The sequence below is a fragment of the Streptomyces sp. NPDC056161 genome, assembly GCF_042268025.1.
Lineage (GTDB): Bacteria > Actinomycetota > Actinomycetes > Streptomycetales > Streptomycetaceae > Streptomyces.
This window is the reverse complement of the sequence record NZ_JBHJUV010000079.1, coordinates 25,509-37,923: the sequence shown is the minus strand read 5'-3', so window position 1 is coordinate 37,923 and position 12,415 is coordinate 25,509. Positions and strand designations below refer to the sequence as shown.

Annotated in this window: 9 protein-coding genes; 4 read left to right on the top strand and 5 right to left on the bottom strand. The window is 72.9% G+C overall.

The annotated features are described in order from the left end of the window. The coding region (locus ACFC09_RS41745; RefSeq protein WP_376537638.1) for an ALF repeat-containing protein at window positions 1-1,328 on the bottom strand (1,328 nt) is incomplete at its 3' end. Between the two features lie 483 nt (window positions 1,329-1,811). On the opposite strand from ACFC09_RS41745, the gene ACFC09_RS41740 reads away from it, so the two are divergent. Next, window positions 1,812-4,361 carry an exo-alpha-sialidase gene (locus ACFC09_RS41740; RefSeq protein ID WP_376537636.1) on the top strand — a complete coding sequence of 850 codons (2,550 nt, stop codon included), beginning with the start codon at window positions 1,812-1,814 and terminating at the stop codon, window positions 4,359-4,361. A gap of 42 nt (window positions 4,362-4,403) precedes the next feature. Here ACFC09_RS41740 and ACFC09_RS41735 read toward each other — a convergent pair whose 3' ends face one another. From ACFC09_RS41735 to ACFC09_RS41720, 4 genes are read right to left on the bottom strand one after another with little or no spacing between them, the layout of a single operon-like run. Continuing rightward, the gene (locus ACFC09_RS41735; protein ID WP_376537634.1) at window positions 4,404-5,546 is read right to left on the bottom strand and encodes an XdhC family protein; all 1,143 of its coding nucleotides are present in this window, start codon (window positions 5,544-5,546) and stop codon (window positions 4,404-4,406) included. Beyond that, window positions 5,539-7,683 carry a xanthine dehydrogenase family protein molybdopterin-binding subunit gene (locus ACFC09_RS41730; RefSeq protein ID WP_376537632.1) on the bottom strand — a complete coding sequence of 715 codons (2,145 nt, stop codon included), beginning with the start codon at window positions 7,681-7,683 and terminating at the stop codon, window positions 5,539-5,541. Before ACFC09_RS41730 ends, ACFC09_RS41735 begins: the two co-directional genes overlap by 8 nt. Next, entirely contained in the window at window positions 7,680-8,672 is a 993-nt protein-coding gene (locus ACFC09_RS41725; protein ID WP_376537630.1) for an FAD binding domain-containing protein, read from the bottom strand. The genes ACFC09_RS41730 and ACFC09_RS41725 overlap by 4 nt, the downstream gene beginning before the upstream one ends. Then, entirely contained in the window at window positions 8,669-9,217 is a 549-nt protein-coding gene (locus ACFC09_RS41720) for a (2Fe-2S)-binding protein (protein WP_376537628.1), read from the bottom strand. Before ACFC09_RS41720 ends, ACFC09_RS41725 begins: the two co-directional genes overlap by 4 nt. Window positions 9,218-9,404: 187 nt before the next feature. On the opposite strand from ACFC09_RS41720, the gene ACFC09_RS41715 reads away from it, so the two are divergent. The 3 genes from ACFC09_RS41715 (at window position 9,405) to ACFC09_RS41705 (ending at window position 12,400) form a co-directional block, all read left to right on the top strand. After that, window positions 9,405-10,049: a TetR/AcrR family transcriptional regulator gene (locus ACFC09_RS41715; RefSeq protein WP_376537626.1), complete on the top strand. Its 645-nt coding sequence runs from the start codon at window positions 9,405-9,407 to the stop codon at window positions 10,047-10,049. Between the two features lie 68 nt (window positions 10,050-10,117). Further along, the gene (locus tag ACFC09_RS41710) at window positions 10,118-11,335 is read left to right on the top strand and encodes a sulfite oxidase (protein ID WP_376537624.1); all 1,218 of its coding nucleotides are present in this window, start codon (window positions 10,118-10,120) and stop codon (window positions 11,333-11,335) included. A gap of 207 nt (window positions 11,336-11,542) precedes the next feature. Then, window positions 11,543-12,400 (top strand): NAD-dependent epimerase/dehydratase family protein, encoded by an 858-nt coding sequence (locus ACFC09_RS41705; RefSeq protein ID WP_376537622.1) that lies wholly within the window; start codon window positions 11,543-11,545, stop codon window positions 12,398-12,400. The last annotated feature ends 15 nt before the right edge of the window (window positions 12,401-12,415 follow it).

The window sequence follows — 12,415 nt, the reverse complement described above, 5'->3', positions numbered from 1 at the left end:
CTGGACTCGCCGGCGTAGTTGCCGGCTTCGACCGCCGCGTCGGCGGCGACCTGGGCGTTGGCACCCGCGCTCGCGGCCGAGTGGGCGGCGTCGCCCGCCGCGTCGGCGGCCACGGCCGCCTGGTCGGCGCCATCGGCGGCGAGGTCGGCACCCCTGGCGGCGTCGCGGGCGTCCTCGGCGGCCTGCCGGGCGGCAGTCGCGTCGTCGGCGTCGACCGCGGCGTCGGCCGCCGCGTTGCGTGCGCGGGAGGCCGCCTGGGAGGCGCCGGACGCGGCGGCGGCCGCCCGGGAGGCGGCGTTCGCGGCGACGCGTGCCGAGTTGTTCGCCGCGTTGGCCGCGTCGATCGCCTTCTGCGCGGAGGCGGCGGCCTGGGACGCGGCCGTGGCGGCGCGCTTGGCAGCACGCGCGGCCTTCGCGGTGTCGTCCTTGGCGGCCTCCGCCTCGGCGGCGGCCTCCAGCGCCGCGTCCTTGGCCAGTTCGGCGGCCTTGACGGCCTTGGCGGACTCGGTCCTGGCGGCCGCGGTCTGCGCGGCGGCCTCCTTGCCCGCTTCCTTCGCCTGCTGGGCCAACTGGGCGACGGTGGCGTGCTCCTGGTCCTTGGCGAGGGCGACGAACCGGCCGACCTGGAGGAACTCGGTGATGTCCGCGGCGCTGCCGCGCAGCGCGAGCTGCCCGGCCGCCCGTACGTTGGTGCCGCCGGCACTGATGATCTGCGTGACCTGGACCCGTTCGTCCTGCTCACGCTGCGCGTACTGCGTCTCGTTGAGGAACGCCCTGACGTCCTCGGCGGAACCGGCCAGCGCGGCCCGGCCCGCGTCCTGCACATTGGGGCCGCCCGTGTCGATGATCTGGGCGGCCAGGACCCGGTTGTCCTGCTCCATCGGGTCTTCCCAGCCGTCGTCCAGGAAGTCCTCCAGCGTGGCGGGGGACCCGGCCAGCGCGGTGCGGGCGGCGGTCAGCAGTTCGGGGCCGGCGACCGAGGCGAGCTGCGCGGCACTCACCCGCTCGTCCTCGAAGGACAGGTCGTCGGCCACGGCCAGGAACGCCTGCACGTCGGCGTCGGTGCCGGTCAGTGCCGCCTCGGCGGCGGCCTTGACGCCGGGACCGCCCTCCCGCCAGTGCTCGACCACCAGATCGCGGTCGCTCGCCGTCACCTCCGTCGCGGCGACGGCGTCCCGAGCCCCGGTGGCCGCACGCCCGACGGCCGCGGCTGGTACGGGGCTGAGGAGGCCGAGGGCCAGCGCCAGGGAGAGGAGGGTCAGGGCTGTTCTGCGTCTGGCACGGGAAGGTGTCCTGCCCGTATATGCCTCATGAATTATTCGATTCACTGCCTGCTCGTCTCGGTTGTCGACGGCCTTATGTGATGCACCGTCGGACGGGAGAGGCGAGCATAGCTTTGGAACTCGCGTGGCGAATAGGGTTTTCGTCGGTCGAGGGCGCGGTCTTGAATGTCCGGCATTTCTCTGTTTTCGCGGCCTTCGTGATCACCTCCGCCTTCGCCGGGGATTCCGTCTCGGTGAGTGCCGGTGCGGCTGCCAACCTGTGGTGGAGCGACGGAAGTTGTGTGTTGACGGTGGGTATGCCGGTGGTTAGGGTATGGATCGCTTTCGCGTTTCGGTCGGACGGCCGCCTGTTTTATTTTCTTCGTCGGCTTTTCGTGGAAACGGTTGACGCTCCGTATGGACATCTCTGGATGCGGCGGGACATCGGTGCGCCAGAAATGCGCGGGGAAGTCGAAAGTAGCTGTACGTGTATGAGGTGACGGGCCGGCGGGCACGGGCTACGGGAAACGCGCAGGAAGAGGTGTGGATGTGACTGGCTCGAATTCCCGAAGAACGCTGCTGCGGGCGGCCGGGACGAGTTTGGCCCTGGCACTGGCCCTGCTGGTCCCGGCGACGAACCCGGACGGAACCCCGGCGGCGACGACGGTCGCGCAGGCGATGCCGGCGACGGTCCAGGGCGCGGCCGATGCCGGTTCGTTCGACGAATCCGAACTGTGGGATTCGACCGCCGAGGACGCCTACGCCAGTTTCCACGTACAGGGCCTCGCGGTCGTTCCCGAGAAAACCGTACCGCCGGCCGGAGGCGGACAGGCGCTGCCCGACGACGTGGTGCTCACCTTCACCGAGGGCCGGTTCGTGACCGGCGACGGCGGGGACAAGGACCTGCTCGTCCGCCGCAGCACGGACGGCGGGCGCACCTGGTCGGCCAGTGCGCCCGTGGTGCCGGCCGAAGCGGGCCAGAGCTGGGGGAGCGCGACACCGGTCGTGGACGAGCAGACGGGACGCGTCTTCCTCTTCTACAAGGGCTCGGCCGACGCGGACGGCGTGGGGTCCGTCTTCGTCAGGCGGAGCGACGACGCCGGGGCCACCTGGTCGGCCCCCGAGGACCTGACGTCGTTGTTCGCCGCCAACCCGTACGGATGGACACGCAACAGCCCGACCCCGGGCCACGGAATACAACTGCGCACCGGCCGGCTGCTGATGCCCGTCACCCACCGGGCCCCCACGACCGCCGCGGACGCCAACTACGGCGTCGACATGCTGTACAGCGACGACCACGGCGCCACCTGGCGGCGAAGCGCCCCCGTCCCGGTGGACACCGCCTACCCGATCAACGAGAGCCGCGTGTACGAGCGCGACGACGGGTCGGTCGTCGTGGGCGGCCGGTGGGGCTCCGGCGGTACCCGCTACCGCATCACCGCGACCAGCACCGACGGCGGAAAGAGCTGGTCGGCGCCGGTGATCGACGGCGCGGTCGCACCGTTCAACTCGGTGGACGCCGGCCTGCTCCGGTACAGCGGCGGCTCGGTCGACCGGCTGCTGTTCAGCCGGCCGGACTCGTCCGCCCGGGAGAACATGACCGTCTCGATCTCCTACGACGAGGGAGCGAGCTACCGCTACAGCCGCGTCGTCGACACCGGCCCGTCCTACTACTCCGACCTCGCCCGGCTGTCCGACGGCACGATCCTGCTGGTCTACGGCAAGGACGGCGGGGACCCCAGTTTCCCCGAGCGCATCGCGATGGCCCGGTTCGACCTCGCATGGCTGACCCAGGGGCGGGACAGCCTCGCCACCGGCCCCGGGCTCACCCGGTACGACTACGAACTGGCCACCCCGGAGGCGCGCACCGACACCGGCGGGTCACCGTCGATCGTGTCCGACCCCAACGCCCTGGGCGGCAGGAGAATCGGCTACACGGCCCCCGGCGGTGCGGGCGACTACGTACAAGTTCCCTTCGACGTCGCCGCGGCGGGCACCTACGAGGTGGCCGTACGGGTTCACCGGCACCGCTACCGGGGCCTGCTGCGGGTCGGTGTCGACGACAGAGCACTGACCCAGGGCCTGATCGACCCGACGGTCCTGAACGACCTCGCGGCTCTCGACGACCCCGCGGTGCCGGTGGGCGAGGGCTACCAGGTCTACCGCCTCGGGACCGTCACCCTGGACGCCGGACGGCACACGATCCGGTTCACCCTGGCCGCCCCCGGTTACGGCGGCGACAAGGGCATCGGAGTCGATCAACTGACCCTGACCGCGGGCGGATCCGCCCCGGATGTGCCGGACGCGGTCGCGGACAACGACCTCGCCCCCGGATTCGAGACCGTCTCGGGCGCCTGGACCAGGGTGGCAGGGACCGCCGGGAACTACGGGCAGAGCTGTCACCGGCATGCCGCGAGCACGAGCGGCGCCCAGGCGCGCTTCCGGCCGGACGTACCCATGAGCGGCGTCTACTCGGTCTCCACCTGGTATCCGGCGGACAAGACCCTGACCTCCCGCGCGTCGTACGTGATCGAGCACGCCGAGGGCCGGACGACCCTCAACGTGGACCAGAGTTCCGGCGGGGGCACCTGGGTGCCCCTCGGCGACTTCACGTTCTCCGCCGGCGGCGGGGGTGCGGTCGAGATCTCGGCCGGCGCCGGGCAGGAGATCGCCGCCGACGCGGTCCGCCTCTCCTACCGGGGCGCCGTGGTGGACAACGACTCGGCCGGCTACGAAGCCGTCGCGGGCGACTGGAACAAGGCGACCGGCGTCACCGGCTACTACGGGGACAACTACCGCACCCATCCGGCGGGCACCGGCGACGCGGTGGTCCGCTGGCGCTCGGACGTGCCGGTCGGCGGAGCCTACGAGGTGGCCGTCTGGTACACGGCGGCGAGCAACCGGGCGTCCGACGCCCCCTACACCGTCCACCACGCGGGAGGGTCCACCGTCGTCCGTGTCGACCAGCGCGCACACGGGAGCCAGTGGGTCTCGTTGGGCGACTTCTGGTTCACCGCAGGTCAGCCCGCCACCGTCGAACTGTCCGACGCGGCCGACGGATACGTCATCGCCGACGCCGTGCGCCTCGTCCGCCGGTAGCGCGACGTCGTCCCCGGACGGGACGCGGGCGGCTCCGGGACGTCACACCACCACCTCGGTGCCCCGGGCCGCCCGGTCCCGGTGGATGGGCGTGCCGGAGCCGGTGAGCGGGGCGCCGGTGCCGTCGTGCCGGGTCGCGACGATCTCCGCCGCGATGGACAGGGCGGTCTCCTCGGGCGTCCGGGCGCCGAGGTCGAGGCCGATCGGCGACCGCAGCCGGGCCAACTCGGCCTCGGTCAGGCCCGCTTCGCGCAGTCGCCGGAGGCGGTCGGCGTGGGTGCGGCGCGAGCCCAGGGCGCCGACGTACGCCACCGGCCTGCGCAGGGCCTCCACCAGCAGCGGTACGTCGAACTTGGCGTCGTGGGTGAGCACGCACAGCACCGTGCGCGTGTCGGTCGGGGTGCGCCGCAGATAACGGTGCGGCCAGTCGACCACGACGTCGTCGGCATCGGGGAAGCGGGCCCGCGTGGTGAACACGGGACGGGCGTCGCAGACGGTGACGTGGTGGCCGAGGAACTTGCCGATGCGCACCAGTGCGGCGGCGTAGTCGATCGCACCGAAGACGATCATGCGGGGCGGGGGAGTGCTCACCTCGACGAGCAGGGTGAGGCCGCCGGGGCACTGCGTCCCGTCCTCCGACAGGTCGAGGGTGTCCGTACGGCCGATGTCCAGCAGGGCGCGCGCCTCGGCCGCCGCGGTCCGGTCCAGCCGCGGGTGCCCGCCGAGCCCGCCGTCGTGGGAGCCGTCGGCGCGCACGAGCAGCGCGGTGCCGAGGAGTTCGTCCGGACCGCGGACCACCCGGGCGACGGCGGCCGGCTCACCACGGACGGCGGCGGCCAGCGCGGAGCGGACCACCTCTCTCAGGGATCCTCGCGCGCGGACCGGTGTGACCAGGATGTCGATGACCCCGCCGCAGGTCAGGCCGACGGCGAAGGCGTCCTCGTCGCTGTAGCCGAAGCGCTGGAGGACGGTCTGCCCGTCCTCCAGCACCTGTCGGCACAGTTCGTAGACGGCGCCTTCCACGCAGCCGCCGGAGACCGAGCCGACCGCCGTGCCGTCGTCCGCGACGGCCAGGGCGGCGCCGGGCGGGCGCGGGGCGCTGCCGCTCGTGGCCACGACCGTGGCCACGGCGAAGTCCCGGCCCTCCTCGACCCAGCGGTCGAGATCCCCGGCCAGGTCAAGCATCCGGCGCTTCGCCGGTCAGGATCCGGTCGGGCCGGATCGGCAGGTCGCGGTGGCGGACTCCGGTGGCGTGCCAGACCGCGTTGGCGACGGCCGCCGCCGCACCCACGTTCCCGACCTCGCCGATGCCCTTGATGCCGACCGGGTCGTCGGGGTCCGGGTCGTCCACCCAGTACGCCTCGATGTGCGGCACGTCGGCGTGCGCGGCGATGTGGTAGCCCGCGAGGTCGGCGCCGACGAGACCGCCGGTGGCCCGGTCCAGGGTCGCCTCCTCGTGCAGGGCCATGGAGATGCCCCAGATCATTCCGCCGACGAACTGGCTCCGGGCGGTCAGCGGGTTGACGATCCGGCCGGCCGCGAAGACGCCGAGCATGCGGCGTACCCGTACCTCGCCGCTCGCGGGATCCACGGCGACCTCGGCGAACTGGGCTCCGAAGGTGTGCCGTTCGCGCGGTGCCCGCTGGGCGAGACCGGCGACCGCCGCGGTGGTGTCGGCCCGTGCGGTGACGCCCTCCGGCGGGACGGGCACGCCGGGGACGAGCCGTTCCCGCAGCTCGTCGGCCGCCGTCCGGATCGCCCAGGCCCAGGACCGGGTGCCCATGGAGCCGCCGGCGAGGACGGCCGGTCCGAAACCGCTGTCCCCGACGTGCACCCGGACTCGGTCCGGGGCCACCGCCAGGGCGTCCGCGGCGATCAGGGTGAGCGCGGTCCGGGCTCCGGTGCCGATGTCGGCGGCGGCGATCCGTACGCTGAAGGTGCCGTCGGCCTCGGCGGTCACGGAGGCCGTGGAGGGCGCGGCCCCCACGTGGTAGGTGGCCGCGGCCGTGCCGGTCCCGAGCAGCCAGCGTCCGTCCCGGCGGACACCGGGCCGCGGGTCCCGGTCGGCCCAGCCGAACCTGCGGGCGCCGTCGCGGAAACAGGCGATCACATTGCGGCTGCTGAACGGGTTACCGGACACCGGACCCCGTTCGGGCTCATTGCGTATGCGCAACTCGATCGGGTCGATCCCGCACCGCACGGCCAGTTCGTCGATCGCCGACTCAAGGGCGAACGAGCCCGGGGCCTCACCCGGCGCGCGCACGTACGACGGGGTCGGTACGTCGAGACGTACGACCTCGTTGGCCGTGTGGTGGGCGGGGGCGTCGTACATCACCCGGGACACCGAGGTGGCCGGCTCGACGAACACCCGCACGGTCGAGGTCATGTTCAGCGAGCGGTGCTCCAGCGCGCGCAGCCGGCCGTCCCGGTCGGCGCCGAGCCGGACGCGCTGGGTGGTGGCGCTGCGGTAGCCGACCAGCGAGAACATCTGACGGCGGGTCAGGACCACCCGTACCGGGCGGCGCAGCAGGGTCGCGGCCATCACGGCGGCCACCTGCTGGACGCGGACATCCCCCTTGCTGCCGAAGGCGCCGCCGACGTGTTCGGCCCTGACCTGGACCGCCGCCGGGTCGAGCCGGAACAGCTTGGCGAGGTGATCCGCGATCCAGGAGCTGCCCTGGTTGGAGTCGAAGACCTCCAGGCGGTCGCCGTCCCAGCGGGCCGTCGCCGCATGGGGCTCCATCGGATGGTGGTGCTCCTGCGGGGTGGTGTACTCGGCGTCCAGGACGACGGCGGACGCGGCGAGTTCGGCCTCCAGGTCGCCCTTCTCGGTGACTCCGGGCCCACCCCAACTCGGCGCCGGGTACGCGTCCGGGCGTTCGGCGGAGAACGCGATGTCGAAGGGTTCCGCCTCGTAGTGCACCACGAGCGCCTCGGCGGCCTCCCTGGCCTGCTCGGAGGTCTCGGCGACGACCAGCGCCACGGGCCAGCCCGCGTACGGCACCTGGTCGGTCTGGAAGAGGGCGACGATCGGGTCCGGCTTCGTGCCCAGTACCGGCAGGACCCAGTCGGCGTCGACCGGCAGGGCGTGCCCGTGGTGCAGGACGTCCAGCACGCCCGGCATGTCACGGACGGGACCGGCCTCCACCGAGCGGACGCGGCCGCGGGCGACGGTGGACAGCACCAGCCAGCCGTGGGCGAGTTCGGCGAAGGGGACCTCTCCCGCGTAGCGCGCGGCGCCGGTGACCTTGTCCCGGCCCTCCACGCGGACGTGCGCGGTGCCGACGGACCGGGCGGCCGGTGCCGCGGTGGTCGTGGTCATCGGGCGGCCTCCTCGGCGAGTTCGGTCAGCACGGCCACCGCGAGGTTGCGCATCAGCGTCACCTTGTATCCGTTGTGCGCGAGCGGCTGTGCGGCGGCCAGTTCCGCGGCCGCGGCCGCGGCGAAGGTCTCGGCGTCCGCAGGGGCACCGGTCAGTACGCGTTCGGCGGCGCGGGCCCGCCACGGCCGGGACGCGACCGCCCCGAAGGCGAGCCGCGCCTCGCGCACGACGCCGTCGCGGACGTCGAGCGCGGCGGCGACCGAGCCGATGGCGAAGGCGTAGGAGGCGCGCTCGCGCACCTTGCGGTAGCGGGAGCCGGCGGCCGCGGGTAGCGCGGGCAGCGTCACCCCCGTGATGAGCGCCCCCGGCGGCAGCGCGGTCTCCTGGTGCGGGGTGTCACCCACCGGGAGGTAGAACTCGGTGAGCGGCAACTCGCCCGGCCCGTCGGCCGTTCGGTACGCGACGACGGCGTCGAAGGCCAGCAGCGCCACGCCCATGTCCGAGGGATGGACGGCCACACAGTGCTCGGAGGCGCCGAGGATCGCGTGATTGCGGTGCTCGCCCGCCACCGCGGGGCAACCGCTGCCGGGGTCGCGCTTGTTGCACGGCTTGGTGACGTCGGCGAAGTAGCCGCAGCGGGTGCGCTGGAGCAGATTGCCGCCGACGGTGGCCATGTTGCGCAGTTGCCCGGAGGCCCCGGCCAGCACCGCCTGGGTCAGCGCCGGGTAGCGGCTGCGTATGTCGGGGTGTGCGGCGAGGTCGCTGTTGGTGACGGTGGCCCCGATGCGCAGGCCGCCGTCCGCGGTCGGCTCGATCCGGTCGAGGGGGAGTTCGCGCACGTCGACGAGCCGGGCCGGGCGTTCGACGCCGGTCCGCATCAGATCGACGAGGTTGGTGCCCCCGGCGAGGAAGCGTGCCTGTGGGTCGGCGTCGAGCAGGGCGAGCGCGCCGGAGACGTCGTGTGCGCGCCGGTATTCGAACTCCTTCATGCCGTGGCCTCCGCACCCTCACCCGCGGCGGCGCGGGCGACCGCGTCGACGATCGCCACGTAGGCTCCGCAGCGGCACAGGTTGCCGCTCATGCGCTCCCGTATCTCGGCCTCGGTCAGGGGTGGCGGCCCCGCTTCGGGCCGGACGTCGTCGGTGGCGGCGCTCGGCCAGCCGGCCGCGTGTTCCTCGATCACCGCGACGGCCGAGCAGATCTGCCCGGGTGTGCAGTAGCCGCACTGGTAGCCGTCGAGGTCGAGGAACGCCTGCTGGACCGGGTGCAGCCGGTCGCCGTCCGCCAGACCCTCGACGGTGGTGATCTCCCGGCCCTCGGCCGCCACCGCGAACTGAAGACAGGAGACGGTTCTGCGCCCGTCGACCAGCAGGGTGCACGCGCCGCACTGTCCTTGGTCGCAGCCCTTCTTGGTGCCGGTCAGACCGAGCCGCTCGCGCAGGGCGTCGAGCAGTGTGGTGCGGTGGTCGACGGACAGCGTGTGCTTCTCACCGTTGATGTGCAATGTGATCGTGCTGGTCGTCGACAGAGCCATGATCAGCCTTCTTCCACACGTCCTGGAGGTTTCACCTCGGCCGGTCGCGCATGTCGGCGGCGATCCGCCCGGTCATGTCTGCCGCTAGGGTGGAACCAAACGGACAGCAGTCCATTACTCCGGAAAACGTAACGGACAGTTGTCCACTTGACAAGGGGGGTCTGGCATGAGCGGCGGAAACAGGCCAATGGAGCCGAGCAGCCACACCCCCCGGCGCTCGGACGCCCAGCGCAACCGCGAGCGCATCCTGGAGGTGGCGCTGACCGAGCTGATGCGCTCCCACGACGTCCCGTTGAGTGTGATCGCCAAGAAGGCGGGGGTCGGGCAGGCCACCTTTTACCGTAACTTCGCCACGCGCGAGACGCTGGTCCTGGAGGTGTACCGGCGCGAACTGCGCCAGCTCACCGACAGCGCGGCCGAACTGCTGAAGACGCGGGAGCCCGACCGGGCCCTGCGCGCGTGGATGGACCGGCTGGCCCAGTACGCGATGGCCAAGACCGGACTGGCCGGCGCGCTGAGCCAGGCCACCAGCGCCACCGGCGGGCCGACGAAAGCGGGCCACCCGCTGCTGCTCGCCGCGATCGGACTCCTGCTGGACGCCAACCACGAAGCCGGGACCATCCGCCCCGGGCTGACCGCCGACGACTTCGCCCTCGCCATCGCGGGCGTCTTCCAGATCGACCCGAACGGCGACTGGCAGACCCGCTCGACCCGGCTCCTGGACCTGGTGATGGACGGCCTGCGCGCGGGGGCGCCCGCCGGCCGGGCCGGCGGCGGCGCCGCACGGGACGAAGGCCCCGCGGCGCACCCCCGCAGCAGTCCGGACCCATAGGTCCGGGTTATGCACCCATCGGGATCAGCCCCCTACCGGATGCCCGGGACCAGGCGCAGGGTGGACCCATGTCCGGCTCGACGAACACCCAGGGGACACCCGATCCCGCGACGATCCGCAAGGTGGTCAAACCCACCCCGGCGGAGCTGATGGAGGACACCGGTACGGGCCTGGACTACGGAACCCGACCGGACCGCATGCCGGGCTTCCTCACCCCGAACGACCGCTTCTTCATCCGCAGCCACGCGCCCACCCCACGCCTGGACCCGCGGACGTGGACCCTGCGGATCGAGGGCACCGGGGCGCGTGAACCGGTCGCCTACACCTACGACGACCTGTGGAACCGGTTTCCGCTGGTGTCCGTGGTGCGCACCATCGAGTGCGCCGGCAACCGCCGGGTGCTGTTCGGCGAGGAGGTCGGGCGCCGGTTCGTCGGCACCCCGTGGGGACGCGGTGCGATCGGCACCGCCGAGTGGACCGGCGTCCGGCTGCGCGACCTGCTCGAACCGGCCGGGATCACTCCCGGCGCGCGCGAGGTCATGCCGGAAGGGCTCGACGAGATCCGGGCCCGCCGTCCGTTGCCGCTGGCCAAGGCGCGGGCCGAGGACACCCTGGTCGCGCTGGCCATGAACGGGGAGGTGCTCCCGCCCGACCACGGATTCCCGGCCCGCCTCGTGGTGTCCGGCTGGCTGGGCGCGGCCGGCATCAAGTGGCTGGGCCGTATCGAGGTCTCGGAGGAGACCCTGTACGTGCCCTGGAACACCGAGGACTACGTACTGATCGGAGGGGACGTCCCGGCGTCCGGGCCCGCGCTCGGCCCGGCGATCACCGGGCTCACCGTGACGAGCCTGGTGGAACTGCCCTGGCCGGCACGGCTGCGGCCGCGCCCGCAGACGATCCGGGGACGGGCGTTCGCGGGGGAGAACCGGGTCGTCGGGGTCCAGTACCGGATCGACGACGGGCCCTGGCAGGAAGCTCTGATCACCACACCGGCGACGCCGGGCGTGTGGGTGCGCTGGCAGTTCGGCTGGACTCCGGCGCCCGGCGTGCACACCGTCCGCGTACGGGCCACCGACGACCGGGGCAGCACACAACCGGAGTCCAGCCCGTGGAACGAACTGGGCTATCTCCACCAGTCGGTGCTCGCACACCCGGTACACGTCGCACCCACGGCGGACGGTGGGGGCCGGGACGGCACGGCACACCGCCGGACCCGGCGCGGTGCCGGATCCACCCCGGACGGCGCGGCCGTGCCGGGCAGCTCCCCGGCCGTCGTGGACCGGTGACACCGGCGCCCGGAGACTGTGTCGCGGCGCGGAGCGCGCACGGCCCCGGGCCCGTCCGCGGCCGGCGGGCCGAAGTCGTCGGCGGGCGGGCGCCGTTCCCCCGGCTGCCGGGGTGTCCGACCAGCGGACCGCCCTGGCGTCCCGGTGCGGCCGGAGCAAGGATGGGACCGCCATCAGGAGCGAACGTCCGAATCTGGAGCACAGCGCATGAGTACAGTCGCCGTCACGGGGGCCACCGGCAAGACCGGCCGGGTCGTGGTCGCGGAGCTGGTCGAGCAGGGGTACAAGGTGCTTGCCGTGGACGTCGCGGTGGGGCCGGCCGAACGGGCGTGGGCGAGCGGACTGGGCGTGTCGCTGATGTGCGCCGACCTCACGGACTACGGCCAGGCCGTGGACGCTCTGAGCACGGTGGGAAGCGTCGTCCACCTGGCCAACATCCCGGCCCCCGGCCTCTACCCGGCCCCGCACACCCTCACCACGAACACGGCGATGAATGACAACGTTTTCCTCGCCGCCGCGCACCACAAGCTGGACCGCGTCGTCTGGGCGTCCAGCGAGACCACCCTCGGCCTGCCCTTCGACGTTCCGCCGCACTACGCCCCGGTGGACGAGGGCCACTATCCCCACCCCACCTCCACCTACGCCCTGTCCAAGGTCCTGGGCGAGACCGCGGCCGAGCAGATCGCCGGCTGGTCGGGCATTCCCTTCGTGGCCCTGCGCCTGTCCAACGTCCATCTCGTCGAGGACTACGCGCTGGTGCCCGGATACTGGTCCGACCCGCACGCGCGCAAGTGGAACCTGTGGGGTTACGTGGACGCGCGCGACGTGGCGCAGGCGTGCCGACTCGGCTTGACCGCGCCCGTCACGGGTGCGTCCAGCTACGTCGTCGCCGCCGCCGACACGATCATGGACCGTCCCTCCGCGGACCTTCTCGCCGAGGTCTTCCCCGGGGTGGAACTGACCCGGGAGATCGGCACGTACGAGACGCTGCTCAGTGTGGCGCGGGCCCGTGAGGTCCTCGGGTACGAGCCGCGGCACTCGTGGCGGGACCACGTGAAGGGCTGAGGCGGTCCGGGACGG